27 protein-coding genes and 2 pseudogenes are annotated in these 23,208 nt (G+C 51.0%); 18 read left to right on the top strand and 11 right to left on the bottom strand.

Features of this window, described 5'->3' with window-relative positions:
* Positions 1–16 precede the first annotated feature (16 nt).
* Complete coding sequence (locus NST96_RS22040) at positions 17–1,054, bottom strand: YhcN/YlaJ family sporulation lipoprotein (RefSeq protein WP_024983081.1); 1,038 nt, start codon at positions 1,052–1,054, stop codon at positions 17–19.
* A gap of 78 nt (positions 1,055–1,132) precedes the next feature.
* On the opposite strand from NST96_RS22040, the gene NST96_RS22035 reads away from it, so the two are divergent.
* Positions 1,133–1,765 (top strand): YutD family protein, encoded by a 633-nt coding sequence (locus NST96_RS22035; protein WP_031932719.1) that lies wholly within the window; start codon positions 1,133–1,135, stop codon positions 1,763–1,765.
* A 98-nt stretch (positions 1,766–1,863) separates the two neighbouring features.
* On the opposite strand, the gene NST96_RS22030 is transcribed toward NST96_RS22035, so the two are convergent.
* Positions 1,864–2,190, bottom strand: coding sequence for a hypothetical protein (locus tag NST96_RS22030; protein WP_152562230.1), 327 nt, complete (start codon positions 2,188–2,190; stop codon positions 1,864–1,866).
* A gap of 577 nt (positions 2,191–2,767) precedes the next feature.
* Here NST96_RS22030 and NST96_RS22025 point away from each other — a divergent pair.
* Positions 2,768–3,401: pseudogene (locus NST96_RS22025) on the top strand (nitroreductase family protein).
* 128 nt (positions 3,402–3,529) lie between these two features.
* Here the strand turns inward: NST96_RS22025 and NST96_RS22020 are convergent.
* The 3 genes from NST96_RS22020 to glpX all read right to left on the bottom strand — a co-directional run bounded on the left by NST96_RS22020 (position 3,530) and on the right by glpX (position 6,194).
* Positions 3,530–4,696 (bottom strand): dicarboxylate/amino acid:cation symporter, encoded by a 1,167-nt coding sequence (locus NST96_RS22020; RefSeq protein WP_003389731.1) that lies wholly within the window; start codon positions 4,694–4,696, stop codon positions 3,530–3,532.
* A gap of 216 nt (positions 4,697–4,912) precedes the next feature.
* A complete protein-coding gene (locus NST96_RS22015) occupies positions 4,913–5,209 on the bottom strand; it encodes a DUF3055 domain-containing protein (RefSeq protein WP_003389730.1) in 297 nt (98 codons plus the stop codon).
* Between the two features lie 10 nt (positions 5,210–5,219).
* Positions 5,220–6,194, bottom strand: a complete 975-nt coding sequence (gene glpX, locus NST96_RS22010; protein ID WP_003389729.1) for a class II fructose-bisphosphatase — start codon at positions 6,192–6,194, stop codon at positions 5,220–5,222.
* Positions 6,195–6,527: 333 nt separating this feature from the next.
* On the opposite strand from glpX, the gene NST96_RS22005 reads away from it, so the two are divergent.
* From NST96_RS22005 to NST96_RS21995, 3 genes are all read left to right on the top strand, one after another.
* On the top strand, positions 6,528–6,962 hold the full coding sequence (locus NST96_RS22005; protein WP_024983086.1) for a HepT-like ribonuclease domain-containing protein: 435 nt from the start codon (positions 6,528–6,530) through the stop codon (positions 6,960–6,962).
* A gap of 89 nt (positions 6,963–7,051) precedes the next feature.
* Complete coding sequence (locus NST96_RS22000) at positions 7,052–7,687, top strand: metalloregulator ArsR/SmtB family transcription factor (protein ID WP_003389726.1); 636 nt, start codon at positions 7,052–7,054, stop codon at positions 7,685–7,687.
* Positions 7,688–7,758: 71 nt separating this feature from the next.
* Complete coding sequence (locus tag NST96_RS21995; protein ID WP_327969763.1) at positions 7,759–8,538, top strand: TIGR01457 family HAD-type hydrolase; 780 nt, start codon at positions 7,759–7,761, stop codon at positions 8,536–8,538.
* A 21-nt stretch (positions 8,539–8,559) separates the two neighbouring features.
* Here NST96_RS21995 and NST96_RS21990 read toward each other — a convergent pair whose 3' ends face one another.
* Complete coding sequence (locus NST96_RS21990) at positions 8,560–9,075, bottom strand: phosphatidylglycerophosphatase A (protein ID WP_003389724.1); 516 nt, start codon at positions 9,073–9,075, stop codon at positions 8,560–8,562.
* Positions 9,076–9,198: 123 nt separating this feature from the next.
* Between NST96_RS21990 and NST96_RS21985 the strand changes: the two genes are divergently transcribed.
* The 3 genes from NST96_RS21985 to NST96_RS21975 are packed head-to-tail and all read left to right on the top strand — an operon-like array spanning position 9,199 to position 12,159.
* Positions 9,199–10,284: a hypothetical protein gene (locus NST96_RS21985; protein ID WP_039070626.1), complete on the top strand. Its 1,086-nt coding sequence runs from the start codon at positions 9,199–9,201 to the stop codon at positions 10,282–10,284.
* Positions 10,241–11,200 (top strand): D-glycerate dehydrogenase, encoded by a 960-nt coding sequence (locus tag NST96_RS21980; protein WP_031932715.1) that lies wholly within the window; start codon positions 10,241–10,243, stop codon positions 11,198–11,200. The genes NST96_RS21985 and NST96_RS21980 overlap by 44 nt, the downstream gene beginning before the upstream one ends.
* The gene (locus NST96_RS21975) at positions 11,197–12,159 is read left to right on the top strand and encodes an alpha/beta fold hydrolase (RefSeq protein ID WP_024983089.1); all 963 of its coding nucleotides are present in this window, start codon (positions 11,197–11,199) and stop codon (positions 12,157–12,159) included. Before NST96_RS21980 ends, NST96_RS21975 begins: the two co-directional genes overlap by 4 nt.
* A 20-nt stretch (positions 12,160–12,179) precedes the next feature.
* Here the strand turns inward: NST96_RS21975 and NST96_RS21970 are convergent, their stop codons facing one another.
* Positions 12,180–12,401 carry a NifU family protein gene (locus NST96_RS21970; protein ID WP_003389720.1) on the bottom strand — a complete coding sequence of 74 codons (222 nt, stop codon included), beginning with the start codon at positions 12,399–12,401 and terminating at the stop codon, positions 12,180–12,182.
* A gap of 195 nt (positions 12,402–12,596) precedes the next feature.
* On the opposite strand from NST96_RS21970, the gene cysK reads away from it, so the two are divergent.
* The 7 genes and pseudogenes from cysK (at position 12,597) to NST96_RS21935 (ending at position 17,965) form a co-directional block, all read left to right on the top strand.
* Positions 12,597–13,520 (top strand): cysteine synthase A, encoded by a 924-nt coding sequence (gene cysK, locus NST96_RS21965; protein ID WP_003389719.1) that lies wholly within the window; start codon positions 12,597–12,599, stop codon positions 13,518–13,520.
* A gap of 1 nt (position 13,521) precedes the next feature.
* Positions 13,522–14,658, top strand: a complete 1,137-nt coding sequence (locus tag NST96_RS21960; RefSeq protein ID WP_024983091.1) for a bifunctional cystathionine gamma-lyase/homocysteine desulfhydrase — start codon at positions 13,522–13,524, stop codon at positions 14,656–14,658.
* A gap of 33 nt (positions 14,659–14,691) precedes the next feature.
* Positions 14,692–15,030 (top strand): YuzD family protein, encoded by a 339-nt coding sequence (locus NST96_RS21955; RefSeq protein ID WP_003389717.1) that lies wholly within the window; start codon positions 14,692–14,694, stop codon positions 15,028–15,030.
* 180 nt (positions 15,031–15,210) lie between these two features.
* On the top strand, positions 15,211–15,714 hold the full coding sequence (locus NST96_RS21950; protein WP_172921016.1) for a hypothetical protein: 504 nt from the start codon (positions 15,211–15,213) through the stop codon (positions 15,712–15,714).
* Positions 15,715–15,819: 105 nt separating this feature from the next.
* On the top strand, positions 15,820–16,719 hold the full coding sequence (locus NST96_RS21945; RefSeq protein ID WP_172921017.1) for a hypothetical protein: 900 nt from the start codon (positions 15,820–15,822) through the stop codon (positions 16,717–16,719).
* A 255-nt stretch (positions 16,720–16,974) separates the two neighbouring features.
* Complete coding sequence (locus NST96_RS21940) at positions 16,975–17,316, top strand: hypothetical protein (protein WP_003389713.1); 342 nt, start codon at positions 16,975–16,977, stop codon at positions 17,314–17,316.
* A 178-nt stretch (positions 17,317–17,494) separates the two neighbouring features.
* A pseudogene (locus NST96_RS21935) lies at positions 17,495–17,965 on the top strand (DinB family protein).
* Positions 17,966–18,181: 216 nt separating this feature from the next.
* Here NST96_RS21935 and NST96_RS21930 read toward each other — a convergent pair.
* On the bottom strand, positions 18,182–18,517 hold the full coding sequence (locus tag NST96_RS21930; RefSeq protein WP_003389710.1) for a hypothetical protein: 336 nt from the start codon (positions 18,515–18,517) through the stop codon (positions 18,182–18,184).
* 97 nt (positions 18,518–18,614) lie between these two features.
* A complete protein-coding gene (locus tag NST96_RS21925; RefSeq protein ID WP_039070631.1) occupies positions 18,615–19,181 on the bottom strand; it encodes a hypothetical protein in 567 nt (188 codons plus the stop codon).
* A gap of 380 nt (positions 19,182–19,561) precedes the next feature.
* On the opposite strand from NST96_RS21925, the gene NST96_RS21920 reads away from it, so the two are divergent.
* Entirely contained in the window at positions 19,562–20,263 is a 702-nt protein-coding gene (locus tag NST96_RS21920) for a hypothetical protein (protein WP_024983096.1), read from the top strand.
* A 15-nt stretch (positions 20,264–20,278) separates the two neighbouring features.
* Positions 20,279–20,899 (top strand): TetR/AcrR family transcriptional regulator, encoded by a 621-nt coding sequence (locus NST96_RS21915; protein WP_170208332.1) that lies wholly within the window; start codon positions 20,279–20,281, stop codon positions 20,897–20,899.
* Between the two features lie 20 nt (positions 20,900–20,919).
* Here NST96_RS21915 and NST96_RS21910 read toward each other — a convergent pair whose 3' ends face one another.
* The gene (locus tag NST96_RS21910) at positions 20,920–21,330 is read right to left on the bottom strand and encodes a hypothetical protein (RefSeq protein WP_342404605.1); all 411 of its coding nucleotides are present in this window, start codon (positions 21,328–21,330) and stop codon (positions 20,920–20,922) included.
* A gap of 250 nt (positions 21,331–21,580) precedes the next feature.
* On the bottom strand, positions 21,581–22,648 hold the full coding sequence (locus tag NST96_RS21905) for an NAD(P)/FAD-dependent oxidoreductase (protein WP_024983099.1): 1,068 nt from the start codon (positions 22,646–22,648) through the stop codon (positions 21,581–21,583).
* 187 nt (positions 22,649–22,835) lie between these two features.
* Between NST96_RS21905 and NST96_RS21900 the strand changes: the two genes are divergently transcribed.
* Positions 22,836–23,096, top strand: coding sequence for a DUF1450 domain-containing protein (locus NST96_RS21900; protein WP_003389702.1), 261 nt, complete (start codon positions 22,836–22,838; stop codon positions 23,094–23,096).
* Positions 23,097–23,208 lie beyond the last annotated feature (112 nt).

Below are 23,208 nucleotides of genomic sequence, written 5' to 3'. Positions count from 1 at the left end.
TAGGGGTTTTACGCATTTATCGGGAGGAGGTTCCCATACCTTGTTTTGCTTTGTTGGTACGATTGTTTTCGGTCGTCATCGTTGACCCTTTTGTGCGCATTTCTTCGCCGTCCACTGTTCCGCCCATCCGCTTGATCAAGGCGTCGATTTGACGAGTGTCTTCAGCCCTCGTAACCGGGCCGTTGGAAGTGCGGCTCGCAATTCGGGAAATCTCGTCAATGTCTTGTTGGTTGTCCGTTACGTACACTTTGTAGTAACGAGGAGAAACCGACATCGCGTTCATTCTCGCCTGATCCTTTGCTGTCCGTCCATCCGGGCCTTGCGTATTGAGACCGACGAATACTTCTTCGTCTGTCACCAGGACGGTGGAACGATCTACCCCAGGGCAGCTGACAGTCACATTGCCCACTGCACGGGCCAGTGCATCGCGATCCACGAAGACGTTATTGGCACCACCGCCAAAGCCTGTGCCATTCGCACCGCCAACACCGGCAGCTTGCATGTCAGCGCGATGTGCCTGGGCATAACCCATGTGCGGCATCGTGTTGGTCGCCATTGTACCAGCACCTTGATTGGTACGGTAAATCGACTGGTTGTTGGTACCGGCGCGATTCAGAGGGCGCATGCCATTGTCCGTAAAGGCGTTGTAGCTGTTGATGCCGCCGTTGTAGCCTGTATCCCCAAAGACAGTGCCTCGGGTTGTCCCGGCGGTCCCGTTCATGGTACCGAATCCAGTTCCGGTTCCGGCAGCCCCGAACCCGGTTCCGGCAGTACCGTTTCCGGTTCCGGCCGTGCCGAACCCGGTCCCGGCAATACCAGCAGGACGGTTGGCGTTAGTATACGGAAAGTTTGTTCTGGCATTGTCCGGCAACCCGGGTGCATTGTTGTAGACACCCGCTTTGTCAGCATTGAAAAGACGCGGAGCGGCTTGATTGACCGTAGTGCCGTTAGGACGATTGGCGTCAGGCGCAGCGTTGTTCGCACATGCGGAAGTCAACAGAGCAATACCTGCAACTGCTTGAAGCAACCAAGTTTTTTTATTCAATGGTTCCACCCCCTACAGCTAGGGTGTCCTCGGAGCTGGTCTCGTTTTCGTGGGAATTTTATCTCTCTCTGCAAAAAATGTGGTAAGATGGACGTAGTATGCATTGGTAAGGAGGAAGCGGCCTTGATTCGCACCCAAGCAGGCACTTATGAGGTCATGGAAGACAATCGCGACGGTTGGAATTCGGAAGCGTTTAAAGAGCGCTACAGCGACATTCTTGACAAGTACGATTATATTGTGGGCGATTGGGGTTACGGCCAGCTCCGCTTACGTGGTTTTTACGAAAGCACCAACCGGAAAGTGCCGTTTGAGCAGCGAATTTCCGCTCTGGACGAGTATTTGCATGAGTTTTGTAATTTCGGCTGTCCCTATTTTGTCCTGAAAAAGGTGAAAGCTACTCCATATACATCTGATCAGCAAGCAGATGATCGCGATGACCTCAGCGGGGATACCGCGAGGGAAAGTCAAGTGGACGATGAGATCTTTGTAGAGCGCAAAGAGCGCAAGCGCGTTCATCCCAGGCAGCACCGCGCAGAGCGAAATGACCGCAATCAGGGGCAGGGAGCGGGAGAGCGCAAAGAACGGGGAGACAAGCCTAAATACAGATCGGATAAGAACGCACGAGACGGTGGAAAGGATCGCCAAAAGCAAAGTCAAGGCCGCCCAAATCGGGAGCGGGACAAAGTCCCAACCGGGCAGGGCCAGCCTAAAAAAGAATAATGCGTGAAAAAGAAGAAAAAGGCACTGCCTCCTGAAAAGGGCAGATGCCTTTTTTACGTTTTCCATCAGTTATTTCAGACCGCTTTTTTGTTTCTATGTCATTGAGATTCTTCCACTCCGGAAACCGGCCAGTAGCCATACGGATAATAGTACGGGTAGGGGGAAGGAAACGGAGGATAGTATGGATAGAAGGGCTGGCGGAATCCAAAATGAAACGGAAAGACAAACGGAAAAACAAAGTCTATTCGAGGTCTCCTGCGTCTTCTCCATTGAACAGGATAAGCATACTCCTCCAGATACGCTTGATAATTGTGGGAGGGATAACCGGCAGAGGGATAGCCGGCAGAGGGATAACCGGCAGAAGGATAACCGGCAGAAGGATAACCGGTCGAAGGATCAATTGGCTGCTGGTAATACGGTTGCATGGTGCGAATGACACTCCTCTCAAGGTTTCTATCTGTTTTCCAGTAGCAGTATACGGGGTATTCGCCCTGTCGGAGCATTGTCCGACAGAAATGGGCGGAAAAAACCCCAGTGCCGAAAGGACTGGGGATCAATAAGTATCGAATGTTAAGGGAATCTATCGTGGATGTGATTTCGCTGCTCGTCTAAAAACTGTTCCTTGTAAACGATATTTGCGGGTCCCTCATGTTTTACGCTCTCCGACAGACGTTCGCTTCTCCGCTTCTTGTTTATTGTCAGCTCATAAACAATCCCGAAAACCATGAATCCTGCAAAAAGATACAGCAAAAAGGCCCACATTGGCAAGAGAGATTCCTCCTTTACCGGTCTGTATAGAATAAGACGAAAAAGTCGGAAAAATGTTTCCAGCTTCGTAAATAAAAGGGAGTAGATACGGAAACTGCTTTACTTATCTACCATAATTATATACTTACTTTTAGTAACGTAAAAACGCATTCAAAATCCCAGGGACATAGTCAGTAGTGCTGATTACATTTCGTACATAGTTCGTCTTCGGGGAAAAGCAGAGGAGAGAGAACGATGAAGTACCTGGTTTCGGTTATAAAGGAACGACGCTCTGCCAGCAAATTTATAAAAGGGCAGGAGATTTCAAAAAGGAGAACTGGATGACATTTTTGCTCTTGTAAAGTATGCTCCTTCCGCATTCAACCTGCAGCATGCCCATTACATTGTGGTAACGGACCCGCATTTGAAGGAAAAGGTCTATGAGGCCGCTTACCGGCAGTACAAGGTTCAAACCGCATCAGCGGCAATTGTCGTTCTGGGAGATACGCTGGCTTATGAGCAGGCGGGGCGGATTTATGAAGGACTTCTGCATCTCGGCGTATACAACCAACAGGAGTATGATCAAATGGTCAGGGAAACTGTTCAGTTTTATCTGGATCGCGGAGAGGTATTCGCGAGAGAAGAGGCCATCCGCAATGCCAGCTTGTCTGCCATGCAATTGATGCTGGTCGCCAAGGAAAAAGGCTGGGATACCTGCCCGATGATCGGTTTTGACCCCGAGGCGCTCCGAGAGGCTCTCGACATTCCCGAACGCTACGTGCCGGTCATGCTGATTGCACTCGGAAAAGAGGATACTTCCAGCCAGAGACCGAGGGGCTATCGCAAGCCGGTAGGAGAGTTTGTCACCTACGACGAAAGCCCGAAGTAAAATGCAGCCACAGAAAACGTTCATTCATAGAAAAACTGCACCCCATATGTTCGCAATCGCTGACAAATGGGTGCAGTTTCTTTTTTTGCGTTTTTTCAATCGTTCTGAAATAGCTCATCCAGCCAGCTTTACGCTGCTTTGGACTTGCTCAATCCGTCTGTAATGACTGCAATTGCGCCGTCTCCTGTCACGTTGCAGGCTGTACCGAAGCTGTCCTGAGCGATGTACAGGGCTATCATCAAGGACGTGAGCGTGGTGCTGAAGCCGAGCATCGATTCCAGGAGACCGAGCGCTGCCATGACCGCACCGCCGGGAACGCCCGGGGCGGCAACCATCGTGATACCGAGCATGAGAATAAACGGAAACATGACTGAGAAAGATGTGGACATGCCGTTCAGCATCATGACTGCCATAGAACAGGAAACCAGGGTAATGGTGCTGCCCGACAGGTGAATGGTCGCACACAGCGGGATTACGAAGTCGGCAATTTTATCCGTGACTTTGTTTTCCTTTGTTTGACGCAGGGTTACCGGGATGGTGGCTGCAGAAGACTGTGTCCCGATCGCGGTAAAGTAAGCCGGCATCATGTTCTTCAAAAGAACAAACGGATTTTTCCGTCCGAACTGTCCGGCTACAATGTACTGGATGACCAGGTAAAGCAAATGCATCGCGATAATAATCACAAACACCTTGGCGAATACAGACAGGATCATACTGACCTGCCCGCCATAAGTGAGGTTCGCAAAAACGGACAAGATGTGGTAAGGCAGCAGCGGAATGATCACCGAAGAGATCATTTTCTCCACGATCTCCCTCAAGTCAACCATGACCCGCTGGAGCGAGTCTCCCTTGATCACGGAAGCGCCCAAGCCAAGGGTAAATGCCAGCAAAAGTGCGGTCATAACGCCCATGATCGGAGGCATATCCACGGAAAAGTAAGGCTGGACAAGCGCTTCTTCCGGATTGGCAAACGTTTTGGTCAATCCTCCAACCTCCAGAATGTTGGGGAACAGCCCGGAACTTACAAGATAGGCGATTGTGCCGGCAATAATGGTGGAACCGTACGCGACAGCGGTCGTCAATCCGAGGAGCTTCCCGGCTCCTTTGCCGAGCTCGCCAATACCCGGCGCGATGAAACCAATGATGATCAACGGGATGGCAAAACCAAGAAAATTGCCAAAAAGCCCGCTGTATGTAGCCAATGCCTTAATGACTGCCTCCGGTGAAATGGAGCCGATCAGAATCCCCAAAATAATTGCGATAATAACCTTGGGCAACAGGCCCAACCTTTTCATGGCGTAAACCCCCTGTAGAACTGTTTGTTTAAGGTGAACACATATCCGCGTGGAATGGATTAAAGCAAAAGTAACATAAACAGATGTTGATGTCAGTATAAACGGGAAAAATAATAATATTTAAAATATTTAGTGCAAATAAAAAGAACATGCTTTTTTTTGCATGCTCTTTTGGATCATTGACCGTTTTCTTGTGTTTCTTTTCGCAAAGGGTCTTTAGTCGCTGTCGCCCGCCCCTGCTGTGTAGATGATCTGTTCCAGAAACGCCTTCAATTCTGCTGCCTCTGTTTCATTCAAATTAAAGGCGAACTCCAAGTAGCCCTCTTCCTCCAGGTCATCGCTGCCGATGATGGCGGAGCGGCCGTTTTGTATGTTTATGACCAGCTTTTTTCCGTAAAAGCGATTCGTCGTCATGATGGCCAGATCGAAGCGGGTCGACTCAGCCATAAAGCTGACGAACCGGGTCTTCGTTTCCTCTGACTCGTCGTATAGATAAAACAAATCGTTGGACATGTTCTTCCCTCTACCTCCCGATAAGATATTGTTTTTGGGTGAGATTGTGCAATGCCCGAACGAACCGGATGGTTTTCGTTTTGGCACGCATGACGATCGAATCGGTTTCTACCAGGTCATCACCCAGGTAGCGGACGCCCTTCAAGAGCTCGCCGTCCGAAACGCCCGTCGCAGCGAAGATCGCGTCGTCCCCCTTGACGAGATCGCTCAGGGTAAGCAGCTGCTCGGGGTCCTTGAGCCCCATTTTGATGCATCGCTGGCGTTCGGCCTCGTTTTGAGGCCGTAGCTGTGCTTGCATATCCCCATCCAGGCATTTGATCGCAGCCGCGCTGATAACGCCCTCCGGAGCACCGCCGATCCCGAGGAAGAGATCGATACCCGTTTGCGGCATGCAGGCTGCGATAGCCGCACCGACATCGCCGTCGCCAAACAGCTTGACGCGAGCCCCTTTTTCCCTTACAGCGTTGATGATTTCCTGATGCCGCTCCCGCTCCTGGATGATGACGGTAACATCCTGGATTCGTTTGCCGTTTGCCTGAGCGACGACTTCGATCATCTTTTCTACAGGGTCGTTGAGATGAATTTTGCCTGCGGCTCTTTTGCCTACGGCCATTTTCATCATGTACATGTCCGGCGCGTGCAGAAGCGTGCCTCTGTCTCCGATCGCAACGACCGACATCGCGTTGTTGTGGCCTTTGGCGACGATGGTCGTACCCTCCAGCGGGTCTACCGCCACGTCTACCTCTGGGCCCGTTGATTCGGCATGGCCCAGCTTTTCGCCGATGTACAGCATCGGGGCCTCATCCAGCTCGCCTTCGCCGATGACGACCGTTCCCCGCATATTGATGGTGTCAAACATCGTCCGCATGGCGTTGGTAGCTGCTCCGTCCGCTTCGTTTTTCTTGCCGCGTCCCAACCAATGGGAAGATGCCAGGGCTGCCATTTCCGTTACACGTACGACTTCCAATGCCAGTTCGCGTTCCACTGTTTCAAGCTCCTCCTTGTGCCGCAAAAAACTCAAAACTCATTGTAACACAAAAAACCACAGGTTTTCGTGACAGCACGTACAATTTTGGTATACTGTTGGATGAAAAGAGGTGAGTCGAATGAGCAATTCCTACTTGCAGGAAGGGGAATTGGTTCTGGTTGTTTTACTCCTTACTTTTGTCATTACGATATGGTACGCAAAGCGCAAAAAACGGAACAAATAACCATTCGCAGAAAATGATGCCTCTTCCTCACTAGTTATTCCCAGTTTACCCGGGTTGGCTTTGCGCAAATATCGGAAGAGAGGCAGTATCGCATGAGGGGGATTGTCATGTACGACGTAAATACAAAGCGGATCGATGAGGTATTGGGGCATATGTCGCAAATGCTCGCGCTCCTGGAAACATTGGCATCTCGCAGGCAAGATGCTTTGCTTGAAGACAGGGTGGCGGTTGCAGCGATGGAAAGAGCCCTGCATCTGTCCATTGAAGCGATCCTGGACGTCGGCAATGCGCTGATTGACGGATTTATTATGCGCGATCCGGGGAGCTATGCGGATATTGTAGAGATTCTGCGGGACGAGCAGGTCATCAGTGACGAGCAGGCGCGCGTTTTGACTGAGATAGTCGAATTCCGCAAGTTTTTGGTCAATGAATACGCAAAGATTCCACACGAAGCGATGATTCCACTGGCCGCAAATGGTTTGCCTGTGCTGCGGCAATTTGAGCCGGCAGTCCGGGCCTATTTGGAAAAAGAGCTGTTTTAAGGGCGCTCGTGGATTTTATATACAAAACGATTTCTTTTGTTTACTAAAGTGGCTAAGTTCGGTACAATGGAGGAAAGGGCGGTGATACAATGAGTACCGAAAACACATCTACCCGCGACCAGATTTTGAGTATGCTAAAGGTGAAGGGGTCGCTTTCTGTCAGTGACATGGCCGTAGATCTGGGGATTACGGAGATGGCCGTACGGCGCCACCTGAACACCCTAGAGCGGGATAACCTGATCAAGTCGACGTTGGTTCGGCAGGCTATGGGACGCCCGACGAATGTGTATTCCCTGTCGCAAGAGGCTGATGAGCTGTTTCCGCGCAATTATTCCCATCTTACCTTGGATTTCTTGCGCGATTTGCAGGATATAGATGGAAATGGAAAAGTAGAAATGCTGTTCCGCCGTCGTGAAAACCGACTGGAGGAGGCGTATCGCAACCACGTCCAGGGGAGCCTGGAAGAGAGAGTGGCCAAGCTGGCTGAGCTGCAAAACGAAAAAGGATACATGGTAGAATGGGAAAAGGCGGATGAGGAAGGGCATTATCGCATCCGCGAGTTCAACTGCCCCATTTCACAGGTAGCCCGTGAATTCAACCAGGCTTGCAGCTGTGAGCTCTCTTTGTTCCGCCGGGTTTTGAAGGCAGATGTCGAACAGACCACCTGCATGGCCAAAGGCGGGGAGAAATGCGTGTTTGAGATTCGCGAAGCGAACAAAGCATAATCTCGGAAAACAACAACGACAATCATCCACTCGGTTTCGGGTGGATTTTCTTGCATAGAGGAGGATATTTTGTGAAGACATACCGAGGCTACTTGCTTGATCTTGACGGAACCATTTACCGGGGCAAGGAAGTCATACCCGGTGCAGCAGAATTCATTTTGCATCTGCGTAAGTCGAAAGTGCCGTACCTTTTTCTGACCAACAACTCGGCTGCCACATCGGAGCATGTAGCTTCGCGTCTGCAGGCCATGGGTATTGCCGCAGCGGCAGATGATGTGTATACCTCTGCCATGGCAACGGCTCATTTTCTGGCAGAACATGCCTCACCGGGCACGCCGGTCTGCGTCATCGGCGAGGAAGGCTTGCGAACGGAGTTGACGCGTCAGGGCTTCGTCTTGACAGAGGAAAAGCCGCATTACGTCATCGTCGGAATTGACCGGGCCTTTACCTATGAAAAACTGACAGTCGCCGCACGTGCTATCCGCGACGGGGCTACGTTTATTGCAACGAATAGAGATGCGGCCCTGCCTTCGGAAAATGGACTGTTTCCCGGGAACGGTTCACTGGTAGCCGCTGTTTCCGTCGCTTCCGGAAAGGAGCCGATTGTGATTGGGAAACCGGAGCCGATCATTGTCCGCCTTGCCCTGGATATGCTGGGAACAGCAGCGGAGGAGACCCTGATCGTCGGTGACAACCTCTTTACCGACATCGATGCAGGGGCCGGAAGCGGGATCGATACGCTTCACGTCCTGACCGGTTTTTCCAGTGCAGAGGATGCGCAGAACCATCCCAATCGTCCCACGCATTCGGCAGCCGATTTGTCGGAGTGGCTTCGCCGCATCTCCTCGTAGATCATTCGCAGAGTCGCAGCCTCATAGACAGGACTCTTCCTCCTGTTTTTGCCGATGGGCAATGCGGCTGGAGGCTGCCGCTGCGACTGCGCCTACCAGATCGTCTAAAAAGGTATGGACACCAAAGCTTTTGTCGTTTAACTGCTTCAGTTTCCCGTACTTCAGTTTGTCTACATAGCCGTAGTTGGTAAATCCGATGCTGCCGTACAGATTGACGATGGCCAGCGCCATCACCTCGTCGATGCCGTAGAGGGATTCATCAGTTTCGATAATTTCTTGAAGCGGGGAAAGAAGCTGCTTTTTTTCCGCAAGCATGTCCAATTGAATCCCGGTCATCAGCGCATTTTGCACCTCGCGTTTTCTCAGGACGGCGGCTACGCTTTCTCTGCAAGCTTCCAAGGTCAGATGAGGGAAGTAGTCCTTTTGCAGGAACAACACGATTTCTGCGATATCATCCACCTGTACTCCTCGCTGCTTCAACAGCTCCAGCGTGACTTCATAGCAGGTCATGCTGTTGAGCGGACTGTATTCTTTCATCAACCGGACCTCCTCGCACGCTTATTCGTGGCACGAAGGTAGTATTTACAAGGAAGTAGGCACCTATCCCGGTGTTCTGACATACCTTGCTTCATGAGAAGGTGTGCAGGGAGGGTTGTTCTGATGGAGTATCATACGATTTTGCAGGAGGCATACGGACTGTCTCTCGTCAACTACAGTCGAAGCGGAAACGCTGCGCGGTTGAAGACAGACCAGGGATTGTTCTATCTCTATGAAGCTCCAGTTGTTTACAAATACAAAAACAAGTTCATTGAAAAGGTAAGAAAACATCTCAGCGGGCAAAAAGTGCTGAAGCCTCTTGCGCTGATCAAGACGGTCAAAGGCCAGCAGCACGTCGTCCACGACGACCAGATTTTGTATGTGTACCGGGGACTTAGGGAAACGGTTCCGGAAAATCAAGCATTCCAGTGCGGGCAGGCACTCGCCCACTTCCATCAGGGGACGGGATCGCTCAAAGGGGATAAGCTGTTTTTGCCCTACAGCTCGCTTGGTACCTGGCCTGCGATGTGGCGGAAAAAGCTGCGCCAGTACGAAGGATATCGCGATGATATGGACGAAGTTGATGTGGAGATCACTGCTTTTGACGAGTACCTCTTGACCAGCTACACCTATGTTCATCAGCTCGGAGAGACAGCGGTCCAATATTTGTACCACGCCGATTACGACAAAGTGGTCAAGGAAACATCTGCCTGCGGGAAAGTGGCGTACCAGAATTTTGAACAGGACTTCATTCTCTGGGACGAGGAAAGAGGCGCCCATCTGACAGGAGAGTGGAACTGGGTCTTGGACATGCGCTCGCGCGACATCGGGCAGTGGATCAAGGCCGAGGTCAAGCGCAGCGGATGGGAAGAAGAGCGGATCGCGAGCTTTCTCGACGGGTACAACAGCGTGACGCCCCTTTTGGAAAGCGAGTACGCCGTCATTTACGGTTTGATGCTGTATCCGGGGAGATTTCTCAAAGTGGTGGAAGCCTACCGGGAGCTGTCCCCCGAAGAGAAGCAGGAAGTCGACGGCAGCGGATGGCAGGAGCAACTGGATGAGGAACTGATAAAAATGGAAGAGGCGCTGCTAGCATACCCGGTGTTCATTCACCGGCGGTACGGCGTTTCGATTCCGCAAATTGATTGGTTGTGGAGGCCAGAAGATGAAGAAACCGATCGTGTTCGTGACGAGGCAAGTAGCGAATGAAGCAATCGCGTATGTAAAAGAGATAGCTACGGTCGACGTATGGGAGGAGGACCGTCCCTGCCCGCGGGAGATTTTGCTCGAAAAAGCGGAGCGGGCTGACGGACTTCTTGCCATGCTGACTGACCGGGTCGATGAGGAACTGCTGTCCCGGGCCAAACGGTTAAAGGTTGTGGCCAATATGGCGGTAGGATACGACAATATCGATGTTACGGCAGCGAAAAAGCGCGGCATCCAGGTAACCAACACGCCTGATGTGCTGACCGAGGCAACCGCCGATCTGACCTTTGCCCTGTTGATGGCGGCAGCCAGACGAATCACGGAAGCAAACCGCTTTTTGTTGGCGGGTCAGTGGACGTCGTGGAGCCCGACATTGCTGGCGGGGCAAAATGTATTTAATGCGACGCTGGGGATTGTCGGCATGGGGCGGATCGGGGAGGCTGTAGCCAGACGAGCCAAGGGCTTTGGCATGAGTATTTTGTACTGCAACCGCCACCGGAAGCCGGAAGCAGAGCAAGCGGTCGGTGCCCAGTATCGCGAGCTGGATGATCTCTTGAAACAGGCGGACTACGTCGTCATGCTGACGCCGCTGACTCCGGATACGGCGAAAATGATCGGGGAGCGGGAGTTTTCCCTGATGAAGCCGACGTCGGTATTCGTCAACGTGTCCAGGGGCGGTACAGTTGACGAAGAGGCGCTTTACAAGGCACTGGCAGAGAAAAAAATCTGGGCCGCCGGATTGGATGTATTCCAGAAGGAGCCGGTTCCGTTGGATCATCCGCTGCTCACACTGCCCAATGTGGTCGCCCTGCCCCATATTGGCAGTGCTACATATCAGACACGCATGGAGATGGCAAAGCTGGCCGCGGTCAATATCCGGGCAGTTTTGGAGGGAAAGGAGCCTGTTACACCAGTATGAACATCATGATGATCGCAGTCGTGATCGCAGTGGCAGCAATCGCGGCTGCAGCAGCGGTAGCCCTGCGTGTTACCTGGAAGCTGACTCATCCCCGCCGAAAGCCGGTGGAAAGCAGACCGGAGGAGTATTCGCTGCAGGCCTATGAGTCCGTCTCCTTTCCGAGCAGAGAGAGTGGGATAACGATTCGCGGCTGGTATATTCCGGCAGAAGGAAACGGGTTTGAGAAAAGCGACAGGACGCTGATTTTTTCTCATGGCTATGGACAAAATCGCCTGGAGCCTCATCTTCCCGCCTTGTCGCTTGCCGCCGACCTCGTCTCGAAAGGATACAATGTGCTTCTGTTTGACTTTCGCAACAGCGGAGAATCCTCGCCGGCATTGACGACGATCGGTCTTAGGGAACAGCAGGATTTGCTGGGTGCAATTGACTTTGTCAAAGCGACGCGGCCCGAACAAAAAATCGGCCTGGTCGGCTTTTCCATGGGGGCAGCCACCTCCCTGATGGTGGGAGGACTGGACGAGCGGGTAGAGACGATCATTGCTGATTCGCCTTTCTACTCCCTGCAGGAGTATCTTGAGGAAAATTTGCCGCAGTGGACAGGCCTGCCCCGCTTCCCGTTCAACTGGCTGATTTTGACGCTAAGCCCGCTCATGCTTCGGGCCAACCCCAGGCACGTCAGGCCGTATGAAGCTGTGAGACAGGCGGATAAGCCGATTTTGTTCATCCACGGAACGAAAGATGCGACTGTGCCGTGCTCCAACAGCGAGCAATTGTATCGGCTTGTGACTCACGAAGCTTCCCGTCTCTGGCTCGTACCGGGAACGGGGCATGTGCGGAGCTATCCGCATGATCCGGAAGCGTATATAGACCATGTGATCGATTTTTTGCGGCACGCCTGGAATAGCGAGGCGGAGACGAAAAGCTTCGCACATGCAAAAAAGCCCTCGCCGATCGACTGACCGGAAAGGGCTTTTTCAGCTTAGAATACTTGTTGTACTTCCTTCACGCCTGGAATCTCTTCCAACAGTGCGCGCTCAATCCCTGCTTTCAGGGTGATGGTCGAAGAAGGGCAGCTGCCGCAAGCTCCCATCAGACGAAGCTTGACAATGCCATCTTCCACATCGACGAGCTGTACGTCGCCGCCGTCGCGTTGAAGATAAGGACGCAATTTATCGAGGACTTCTTCTACTTGGTCGAACATGTTATCCATGGGTACTCACTCCTTTCATTCCTACCTCTATTATAATCCTCGTGTCAAAAGAAATCCATGACCGGTTCCCCGGCCGCTGCACTTTGTATAAATTGGGCGGCTTGCGCTCCGCGCGTGGACTTTTTGTTATGGCCTCATGTTATAATAAAACGGAAACGAAACAAATACGATGAGGGGTCTGGTGCCGTGAACGTATATGGAAATATTAAAGAACTGATCGGAAATACGCCGATTGTCGAATTGACGAAGTTTTCGCTCCCGCAGGGCGTCCGCTTGTTTGCCAAGCTGGAGTATTTCAACCCTGGCGGAAGCGTCAAGGACAGGCTGGGTGTCGAGCTGATTCGTGCTGCTGAGGAAAGCGGCCAGCTTCAGCCGGGCGGCACGATTATCGAACCGACTGCGGGAAATACGGGGATTGGCCTGGCTCTGGCGGCCGTCGGGACTGAATACCGCGTGATCTTTTGCGTTCCGGAAAAATTTTCCGAGGAAAAGCAAGAGCTGATGCGCGCACTTGGCGCAGAGGTCGTCAATACGCCGACCGAGCTGGGCATCAAGGGTGCCATCGCGAAAGCGCAAGAGCTGGCCGCAAGCATCCCGGGCTCGTTCGTCCCGCAACAATTCGCCAATCCGGCCAATCCGGACGCACACTACAAAACAACGGGACCGGAAATTTGGGAACAAATGGAAGGGAATGTGGATGTGTTTGTAGCGGGAGCAGGCTCCGGCGGTACGTTTATGGGGGCAGCCCGGTACTTGAAAGAGAAGAATCCGCAGGTCAAAACCGTGATTGTCGAGCCGGAAGGGTCCATCCTGAACGGCGGCGAGCCCGGTCCGCACAAGACGGAAGGCATCGGCATGGAGTTTTTGCCGCCGTTTATGGATACCGGCTATTTCGACGCGATCCATACCATCCTGGATGTGGAGGCCTTCAAACTGGTGAAGGAGCTCGCTGCGAAAGAAGGGATTCTGGTCGGCAGCTCTGCAGGTGCGGCCATGGCAGCGGCACTGCGGGAAGCGCAAATCGCCAAGCCGGGGACGAATATCGTTACCTTGTTCGCGGATGGAAGCGAACGCTATCTGAGTAAAAAAATCTATCAAGGGGGCATATAAGATGCGCATCAAAACGCGCCTGATTCACGGAGGAATCGAGGGAGATCCACACACAGGAGCAGTTTCCGTCCCGATTTATCAAGTGAGCACATACAAGCAGGAAGCGATCGGCCAGCACAAAGGCTTTGAATATTCCCGGACGGGGAACCCGACCCGGCATGCCCTGGAAACGTATATCGCCGAGCTGGAGGGCGGTGCGCGTGGACTGGCGTTTGGCTCCGGCATGGCGGCGCTTTCCACGATACTCTCCATGTTCAACAAAGGCGATCACGTGGTAGTCGGGGACGATGTGTACGGGGGAACATACCGCGTCATTACCCGCGTGTTCTCGCGTTTGGGCCTGGAAGCCACCTATGCGGATACGAGTGACGGAGCTGCTGTAGAAGCAGCCATTCGCCCGGAAACAAAGGCGATCATCATGGAGACGCCGACCAACCCGCTCCTGAAGGTAAGCGATATTGAGTCGCTGTCGAAGGTTGCGAAGAAGCATGGCATTCTGTTGATCGTCGACAATACGTTCATGACGCCGTATTGGCAAAATCCGCTCGACCTTGGAGCAGACATCGTCTATCACAGCGCAACCAAATACCTTGGCGGCCACAGTGATGTCGTCGCCGGTCTGGTCGTAACCAAGGATGCGAAACTCGGGGAAGAGCTTCATTTTCTGCAAAATGCGATTGGGGGCATTCTCGGTCCTCAGGACTCCTGGATTCTGCTGCGCGGCATGAAAACGCTCGGCATCCGGATGGAAGAGCACGAGCAAAATGCTCGTACACTGGCCGAATGGCTGGAAAAACGAAGCGATATTTCTCGGGTGATTTATCCTGGATTGGCCAGCCATCCGCAGCATGAGCTGGCGAAACGCCAAGGTCGCGGCTTTGGCGGCATGATCTCCTTTGACGTAGGAAGTGCGGCTCGTGCAGATGAAGTGCTGTCCCGAGTGAAATATTTTACGCTCGCCGAGTCTCTGGGTGCTGTCGAAAGCTTGATCAGTGTTCCGGCACGGATGACGCACGCCTCGATCCCGGCAGAACGCCGCGCCGAGCTCGGAATTACCGATGGCCTGGTCCGCATCTCTGTCGGAATCGAGGATGTACAGGATTTGATGGAGGATCTGGAACAAGCGCTCTCCAAGTGATAAGATGGAGAAAATGTGGAGGGGGCGGAAAGCGTGAGTGTGGAGATAAAGGTGTACGGTACAGAGCAGTTGTGTGCAAGCTGCGTCAATTTGCCTTCAGCCAAGGAAACGGCTGAATGGCTGCAGGCAGCGGTTGGCCGCAAGTACGGGAACGACAATGTCCGCATCACGTATAGCGACTTTCAACAGCCGGAGACAGAAGAAGACAAAAGCTGGGCGAAGCGCATACTGGAGGAAGATTTGTGGTATCCGCTTGTCGTAATTTCCGGGGAAATTGTCGGCGAGGGAAATCCCAAGTTGAAAAGTGTTTATGAAAAGCTGGAGAGCATGGGCTTGCAGCCTTTGGCTGCTCCTGTTGACAGCGATGAATAGATCAATGGTTTAAATAGCAGTAGGAAGCGGTCAGACGAGATTTACGGTCTGGCCGTTTTTTTGTTTATGGAAACGGAAACCGATCGTGCTGTTGAAATGTGAGAAGACGTTCGACAAATGGAAGGGATGCAGGAAATAAGGTAAAAGTAGAGGCAGAGATAGATGGAGATTGAGTTTTTCTTGCTTGCATCAATAGGTCCGGATGATTACATAGAGGAATACGCCTACGAAAGATTATTTGATTTCATCACGTTTGTTTTGCTAGGAAGGAAAACGGCCAATGGCTGGGAATACTACCGCCTCCAGCTCAAGCCGGAAATGGTTCCGATGCAATACCGGGATGTATTGTTCATCAACGGAAGAGCGTATCAGGAAGGCTCAGACCCGTGGCCATCCGATGATAGAACCTATACCATACGAAAAAAAGTAACGGAATTTGCTGTTCCGCGCTTTGACCAAATGCTTGCGCAGGCAAGAGCGGACGCGCTGAAGCCGCGGGCCTGGGACTGGAGCCGCGACCTGATCCACCATCCGAAGTTTACCAAGCAGGTAGCTGCCTATCGGAAAAACAAGACAAGCAAAAATTTGAATGCCGTCTATCAAGCGGTGCGCAAGCATTATAATCTGAACCGCAAGCAAGATTCGGTCGAAGTGATCAAAAGCGTGCTGAATCATGTGAAATAGCAGATTTTTACCTCTTTGTTTTTGTTTCGTCATCCGTTTGTAACGAAAGATAAGGGGTTTCGTCCTATAGTTATGAATGTAACCATCACCAAGGAGGAAATCACAATGAATAACAAATGGATGAAGCCCGTTACATTCCTGCTGCTTGCCGGCGTAATCGGAGGTACTGGTCTGACGGTGGCCCATACAAAAGTAGCTCATGCGGACGCAGAGAAAGGAAAGCCGTTTGCAGCAGCAGCAGAACTGAAGCTGGACAAGAACACCTATGTCATCGACCAGAAATCTGCTGATGTCAACGGCGATAAAGTAGCGGACACGGTATACCTGGTAGGAGTAAAGGAAAAGGCGGACGATATATACGCCGCCGATATGAACATCGTGGTTCAGGACGGAAAGACAAAAGCCTACAGCAAAACCGAGATGAAGGACCTTGGCGGCTATGAGGGCGAGCTGACTCTGCTCGACTTTACGGGAGACCACGTCGCCGATGCCTTTGTCAAAACAGCGACAGGCGGCAGCGGAGGCATCTACAACCATGTCATTGCGACATTTGCGGACAACAAGGGGAAAGTAATCTTTGGCGAAGAAGAAAACGAAGGAATCCGCTACGAGGGCAAATTCGCAAACGGTTTTAAGGTGGAAGGAAAGGGGACCCATCTGCAGCAGCCGTTGACTCTCGATGTACAGGCAAACAAAGAGCTTTATCAGATGGCCAAGCTGTACGACAGGGACGGCAAGCTGCTGAAAAAAGATGACGACTTGTCCGTCTATTCCTATCCGTTCGGCTCGCTGCAGCCGATTGATATCGACAACAACGGAACGTTTGAACTGATGGGCGAGCAGCGGATCGTCGGGTTGAACAATACGGATACCGTTTCCACACTCAAGTCGATCTGGGGCTTTGGCAGCGAAGGCAAATGGGCACCATGGGAAGTGGAATACTCCACCTTCCTCTTGAAGCATCCGAATGAAGCGATCAATGTCACGCCTGATGCAAACGAATAAGACAAGCTGCGACCTGCTCAAAAATCTGTAGCAGGCAAGAAAAAGACGCGGTGGCTGCCGCGTCTTTTTGCTGTTATCAAGTTGTTTTCTGAGACCAAGTTTTTTCTGTTACCAAGAATTTTTCCTGTTGCCAAATTGAATGAAGCCCGCTAAACCCATCTCTGTCTAACCCGAAATAAGCTGCCAGTCGCTGTTCTACCCCTCCTGTTTTGTTCATATATATCGACCGACATGGACAAAGGGGGAGACGATGGAATGGAAGCGCGGTTGGCACGCTATTATCAGCTAAAAGAAGAGCAGAAAAAAATCGAGGAAGAATTGCAGGGGATCAGACAGGAAATCCTTGAAGAATACCCTGACGCGGGGTCCGTAATCCTTGGTGATTACAGGTTGGCGATCAGCTTTCAGGAAAGGCGCGAATATTACGACGACAGACTGTACAACGCCCTGCCTGAGGCTTCTTTGTGGAGGCTGGTGTCGAGAGCGGATGCAGGAAAAATATCCAGCTTGCTAAAGCTGAACGTCATCCATGAAGGAATATTGGAAGGGACGTATGAACTGAAACGAGTCCCGGTCGTAAAGGTTCAAAAAAACTGAATAAATGAGGCTAACCACGGAACCACTGGTGGATTAAACATTTAGGCAACTTCCAAAGAAATCATTGTAGGGTGACGGATTATTGGTAAAACCAAGAAGGTATTTGTTCTATAACGAATAATAATATTTGTTATCGAAAGCTTCCTGTGACACAAATAATAATGAAGGAGAAGATCGGATGGAAAAATTGATCGAGGATTATAGCCAAGACTATGCGCTGCTGCGAGAAGCCGTCGAAGGATTGTCTGAGGAAGAACTGCGTTTCCAACCTGGACCGGACAAATGGAGCATCCATCAGATTGTGATCCATGTGACGGATGACGAAATCCTGTCGACACATCGGCTAAGAAAAGTCTTGGCTGAGGAAGAACCGCTTCTGCTATCATTTGATCAGGAAGCCTGGACGGATAACCTGGGATATGGACGGTTGGACCGAGAGCAGCATCTGCTCCTGTTCCAAAATCTGCGGGCCAGCATGTTGCCACTTCTGGAAAATCTGACTCCCAAGCAGCTTGAGCGGGTCGGGAAATATCCCGATGGAATGCGGTAGACGTTCAAAGAGCTGCTTGAATTACGCGTCCAGCATGTCCGTGACCACCTCGCTCAGATCGAGCGAGTAAAGCAGGCATTCCGGAAAGATAGGGGATAACACGATACTAACAAAGAGCTCTCGTTTAACAACAAAAGCCGATCATTCTTCTTTATAAAGAAGACCGGCTTTTACTTTTTATCCATCCTTATGCCATTCATTTTTTGAAAATAGGTTTTTCTCGTCAGTCTGACCGGAGCGATGCTCCGGTTTTTGTGTCTTGCATGTCTGAAGCCAGTTTAAGAGAAAACGATGGCTGCAAGCAGTTGCTACTCTTTACTTCGCAGCGTATTTATTCGGTTTGTCCTTTCCCTTGCTGAAGAAAAGCATCCACCAAACCAGCAAATACAAGTAACCCGCGCTGACATACACAGACCAGACAGCACCTTCTTGCAGTTGACTGATCAAATGATTCAATTCATGGGTGCCCTCTGCTCTTCCGATGCTGTTGACCAAACTGACAAGAGGGACGGTGATTGCGAAGATGATAGCGACAATCGACGCGCTTTTCATTTTCTTTCGAGCAAGGCTCCACAGGCCCAAGGCTAATGTAGCAAACAAAAAAAGGTAATAAATCGCCCAAAACCAGGCAGGGAGGGTTACCATACTCATTTTTTTGCACCTCTTTCCATTCGACTCTCTTTACGATCGATGTCCGATACAAACAGGGAACTATCCTGCACTGCAATTTCCTTGCATAGAGGATGGATCATTGCCCTTTCCTTTTCACATAGCTGAGATAAGCAACCAAAACAGCCGCAATGGAAACCAGCAGTCCGATTATCCACACGTTTTCCTGCTTTTCCCAAAAACCGCTTGGTTGGCTATTTTCTGGCGGGTCCGCGGTTACAGGCGTTCCCGGGCCGATGGCAAGCAAATCAACTGAGGCATCGGAGAGAAGCGTCGTTCTAGTGCAGATATTGGTCGCCAGCCCGCCTGATTCACTGTAGTACGTATCCGGGTGGGCGTACACAAGATAATCATTGCCTGCTTGGAAGGCGATGCCGCAGTCGCCGTCACCGCTGCCCGTTGCAACGAGTACCTGGGATTGACTCACTCCTTTCCACGTAGTGTTGACCTGAAATTGCACCTCATGTCCATACTCTGCGGAAGTGACAGCCGTAACCGTACCTGCAAAGACGGCTTCGGCCTGTTCAAGCGCTTTTTTCGGAGTCGGAGGCTCGGCGCAGGTACAGGCATAAACGTTTGAAGGAGTGAAGACAAACGACAGGAGCAGCAGGAGAGGAAGCAATCCGAATGCAAACCACCTTGCCATACAATCACCTCGACGTAAAGACGCAGCAGCAGCAATGCACGTTACATAGGCGAGGAAAAAATGTCATGAAATCCCTAAAAGTCAGTAATCGGGGGAGTTTTCCTTGCAGCTCGGCGAGAGAACACGAAGAAGACAACTGAAGAACAGAGACGTGAACTACATGTTGAGAATAATAATCTCGATTTTGCCTATTTACAGAAGTCGAATAAAAAGTCATAATTTGATTATGCGATCAATAATTTGGTTAATCGATCAAATCATTTCATCCACTTGTCTCGCTCCTCAGACCTGAGAGTTAGGGAGATGTAATATTGGGTGTCTGTTGCACTCCCATTCTCTAGATTCAAAGACGTTTCTTATGAAAAGGGGTAAGGTAGTTTATGTTCAAATCTCAACAGAGCAACAAGCATATGACAGTTATTGGACTTGCGCCAGTCGAGCGCGTTCTTGTGATGCTTACTCCACCCGTTTTGGGAATGATTCTAGGGTATTTCTTGCCGTCAATTGCTGATTGGGTTGCCGGATTGCCTTGGTTCCCACTTCAAGGTCCTTTGCAGTTGGTCGCTTCCTTTGATGAGAAGTGGGTGGCGATTGTAACGACTTTTTTAGGTTTGATTGCAGGTGTATGGCTCTCTGCTGTGGCGATAAAAGAAAGCCTTGTAATCGCTGTTTCCGATGATGAAGTAACAATGAAAATCAATGATGGTACTCAACGGTATTCCAAATCCGAAATTGCGTCGGTGTTTATTGACGGCAAGGAGCTTGTCCTGCTTGGAAATACCGGGCAAGAGTTAGCGCGCGAAGCTTATGAATCAACGCCTGCCACTATCGCTGATGCGTTTGTCAAGCACCGTTATCCATGGTCGGTAGAGGGGGACCCCTATGAGGCAAAATATCGCCTTTGGGTGGATCAAACGCCAGATTTGTCCCCAGCCTTAAACGCTCTTTTGAAGGGCCGCGAGCAAGCATTGCAAGAGAAAGACGTGGAATCGGCCAAAGAGATGCAACGCGAAGCTTGTAAATTTGGCATAATGGTAAAAGACAGAGGGAAGTTTCAGTACTGGAGAAACCTAAGCAAATAAACGAGGTCGATCAGGATGAGAACGAAAAAAACGGATGAAAAAAAATCTTTTATTTCCGAGGCCAGGCGCGCGCAAATCGTTGATGCGGCGATTAAGACCCTGGATGAGATCGGGTACATCCACGCCAGCATGGCCCAAATAGCAAAAAAGGCTGAAATTAGCACGGCATTGATCTCATACCATTTTAAGGACAAAAATGATTTGATGGACTATACATTAACGCAGCTTTTATCTGACATGTCCTCTTATGTTTTGGAACGTACGCAAACAGCAACCACTCCCCGCGACAAGCTCCGCGCCTACATCGAAGCCAGTATTGCCTATCATGCCAATAAGCCTGAATACAATATAGCTTTGATTGAGATCGTCTTTCATGCGCGGACGGCCAATAATGTCCCCTATTATAAGCTGGACGACGATGAAGAGAATCCTCTGGAGAGCGAGCTGCAGCAAATTCTGGTTGCGGGACAGGAGAAAAAGGAATTCGGCAAGTTCAACGTTTTGGCAATGGCAAGCGCAATTCGAGGAGCGATTGACGAATATATATTCAACAGGAAGCTGAACGGCAGTATCGATCCGCAGTCGTATAGTACCGAACTTGTGAATCTTTTCTACCGTGCGGTTTTAAGAGAATGAAGGAAAATTTCTTTGAACACTTACCGCACGAACCAGCGGCATCGGTTTTTATATTCGTCCTCGGAAAGATTCCGCTGCTTTTCAATTCCGGTCAGGCTTACGAGGTCCGGACGATCCCGTACGGTTAGGGAGACGAGACCATACGGGGGCTGTCCAAATGCCTCGCCGAATGTAACGACTTCGATGACTACCTCGAAGGCCGGGAGTCTGGGGTCGCCCAAACGCTTGATGCCGGCGATTTTTCCGCAGCCAAAAGGCCTTTGAAGAGTGCTGCCGATCAACTCCAGGTAGCGGTTTAGCAGGGCGCCTTCGAGAAGCTGCTCGCGGCCAGGTGCGGGAGATGCAAATGAAAGCCGTACTTTCTCCGACGCGGCGGCGGCAGCTTGTAGCTGTTCTTGCCCAAATGCCGCGGCGGTAGTGTGAAGTGGCACTCGCTCAGATTCCGAAGCAGAAGTGTAATGCGGCACTCGCCCGGCTATTGAAGCGTCAATGTATCTGTAAGTAAATGTTACAGGGACCAACAAAAGGAAAAGGAGTGCATGTTTCATTGACTCACCTATACGGGGGAAGACTTTGCGTACGAATATGCCGTTAGTATGAGGAGACCATCAACAAACCATGCAGCAGAGCAAACAAAAAAGCCCTCGGCTTACGAGAACCGATAGGCTTTCTATTGCCGGGCTAGCCCAGATGTTTCTTGTACATCCAGAGAATGCCGCTTTTTATGACACGAGGCATCTGGCCGACCAGGGATACTTTTCCGAGGACGCCGAAGCCTTCTTTTTTACCCAGAGAGCCGAACATTCCCTTGTGCTTGATAACAGGCAGCGAGGCAGGATAATCTTCGCCTTTCATATCCTTTTTCAGCATGAGTGCAATTTGCTCTCCCTGCAGTTCCGCTGTTTGTGCGCTCGGCGCATAAGGAAGGCTCGCACAGTCGCCCACTACGTATACATTGGGGTAGTTGGGAACCTGGTGGTAGGCGTTCAGCTTGGCTCGTCCAATGTTATCCGTTTCGATCGGCAGCCCGCGGACGATCCGGTTTGCTTGAATACCTGCGGTCCAGACGATGACATCGCTCTCAACCGGTTCGTTATGGTTGTACACCACACCCGGTTCGACGCGATTCACGTTTGCCATCGAGACCAGTTGGACATCGTGCTCAATAAACCATTGGGAAGCGTATTCTTGCAGCTTTTTGGAGAACGGGCTGAGAATGCTCTCGCCGCGGTCCACGATGCGAATGTTCAGATCGGCACGGCTTTCCCGCAGTTCGGAGGCAAGCTCAACGCCGCTAAGTCCTCCACCGACGATGGTAACCATACTATATGGGTTGAGGTTATTGATTGCCGCATACGTATTTCTTGTTGCGGCCATGGTCTGGATCGAATTGGTGAACTCTTCGGCTCCGGGAATATCGTGATAACGGTCTTCACAACCCAGTGCCAACACCAGCCAGTCATAGGAAAGCGTATCGCCGTTGTCAAAATTGACGATTTGTTCGTCCAGGTTCACTCCTGCTACTTCTCCGTACTTGATTGTTAAACGAGGATCGCTGGGAAAAGCGACGCGTACGGCCATTTCCGGCTCCGTACCTGCAGCCAGAGCGTAATACTCCGTCTTCAATCCGTGAAACGGCATCCGGTCCACAAGCGTGACAAAGACGTCATCTGGTAAATCAGGGGACAGGATGCGCTCAATAATTCGCAGACCCCCGTATCCTCCGCCAAGGATAACAAGTCGTTTCATAGAAGGTCTATCCTTTCTTCTGTCCGTTATTTTACAGCACCCACTCTATTGTTGTTCTCTTTCGCTTAAATTGCAAGCAGAATCTTTTTCCCAGATAACGGTGCACTTGTGTACTGAATTTTTCCTTGAGAAGCGGTACAATAAAGAACGAAATACGAAGCCAATAACTATGGCAGGTGAGAAATAGATGAAGCCCTTAGTAGAATTTTGCGCGAGTAACGTTTCTTCCTATACAAAGCCAGTAATGGAAGCGCTCGAAAATGACCCGGAGCTGGATGTCGACGTGCTGGAATACGGCTGCCTCGGATACTGCGGCGAATGCTACATGCAGCCCTTTGCCTTGGTAAACGGGGACCTGGTGCAAGCGGAAACGGCCGATGAGCTGTTGGAAAAAATCAAAGCGAAGCTCAAGGCAGATGAAGAAGAGCAGGAGGACTTTCCCTTTTGAGCAATCGGGAAGGGAAATGAGCAGCTTCGTTTGACCTGTTGCGATAGTGAAGGGCTGTCCCCTCGTAAGTCTTTACGAGCGGGACAGCCCTTTTTCATTGCATGCGAGTGCT

The sequence above is a fragment of the Brevibacillus sp. FSL K6-2834 genome (assembly GCF_038592925.1).
Classification (GTDB): domain Bacteria; phylum Bacillota; class Bacilli; order Brevibacillales; family Brevibacillaceae; genus Brevibacillus; species Brevibacillus borstelensis.
Note: the sequence above shows the minus strand (reverse complement) of the source record. Positions and strands in the feature narration are given on the sequence as shown.

Bases quoted from the DNA above. Each gene is read 5' to 3' on its own strand.
- NST96_RS22035 (WP_031932719.1), top strand. From the start codon at position 1,133: ATGGACGTAGTATGCATTGGTAAGGAGGAAGCGGCCTTGATTCGCACC.
- NST96_RS22030 (WP_152562230.1), bottom strand. From the start codon at position 2,190: ATGCAACCGTATTACCAGCAGCCAATTGATCCTTCGACCGGTTATCCT.
- NST96_RS22020 (WP_003389731.1), bottom strand. From the start codon at position 4,696: ATGAAAAGGTTGGGCCTGTTGCCCAAGGTTATTATCGCAATTATTTTG.
- NST96_RS22015 (WP_003389730.1), bottom strand. From the start codon at position 5,209: ATGTCCAACGATTTGTTTTATCTATACGACGAGTCAGAGGAAACGAAG.
- NST96_RS22005 (WP_024983086.1), top strand. From the start codon at position 6,528: ATGTACGACGTAAATACAAAGCGGATCGATGAGGTATTGGGGCATATG.
- NST96_RS22000 (WP_003389726.1), top strand. From the start codon at position 7,052: ATGAGTACCGAAAACACATCTACCCGCGACCAGATTTTGAGTATGCTA.
- NST96_RS21990 (WP_003389724.1), bottom strand. From the start codon at position 9,075: ATGAAAGAATACAGTCCGCTCAACAGCATGACCTGCTATGAAGTCACG.
- NST96_RS21985 (WP_039070626.1), top strand. From the start codon at position 9,199: ATGGAGTATCATACGATTTTGCAGGAGGCATACGGACTGTCTCTCGTC.
- NST96_RS21980 (WP_031932715.1), top strand. From the start codon at position 10,241: ATGAAGAAACCGATCGTGTTCGTGACGAGGCAAGTAGCGAATGAAGCA.
- NST96_RS21975 (WP_024983089.1), top strand. From the start codon at position 11,197: ATGAACATCATGATGATCGCAGTCGTGATCGCAGTGGCAGCAATCGCG.
- NST96_RS21970 (WP_003389720.1), bottom strand. From the start codon at position 12,401: ATGTTCGACCAAGTAGAAGAAGTCCTCGATAAATTGCGTCCTTATCTT.
- NST96_RS21960 (WP_024983091.1), top strand. From the start codon at position 13,522: ATGCGCATCAAAACGCGCCTGATTCACGGAGGAATCGAGGGAGATCCA.
- NST96_RS21945 (WP_172921017.1), top strand. From the start codon at position 15,820: ATGAATAACAAATGGATGAAGCCCGTTACATTCCTGCTGCTTGCCGGC.
- NST96_RS21940 (WP_003389713.1), top strand. From the start codon at position 16,975: ATGGAAGCGCGGTTGGCACGCTATTATCAGCTAAAAGAAGAGCAGAAA.
- NST96_RS21930 (WP_003389710.1), bottom strand. From the start codon at position 18,517: ATGAGTATGGTAACCCTCCCTGCCTGGTTTTGGGCGATTTATTACCTT.
- NST96_RS21925 (WP_039070631.1), bottom strand. From the start codon at position 19,181: ATGGCAAGGTGGTTTGCATTCGGATTGCTTCCTCTCCTGCTGCTCCTG.
- NST96_RS21920 (WP_024983096.1), top strand. From the start codon at position 19,562: ATGTTCAAATCTCAACAGAGCAACAAGCATATGACAGTTATTGGACTT.
- NST96_RS21915 (WP_170208332.1), top strand. From the start codon at position 20,279: ATGAGAACGAAAAAAACGGATGAAAAAAAATCTTTTATTTCCGAGGCC.
- NST96_RS21905 (WP_024983099.1), bottom strand. From the start codon at position 22,648: ATGAAACGACTTGTTATCCTTGGCGGAGGATACGGGGGTCTGCGAATT.
- NST96_RS21900 (WP_003389702.1), top strand. From the start codon at position 22,836: ATGAAGCCCTTAGTAGAATTTTGCGCGAGTAACGTTTCTTCCTATACA.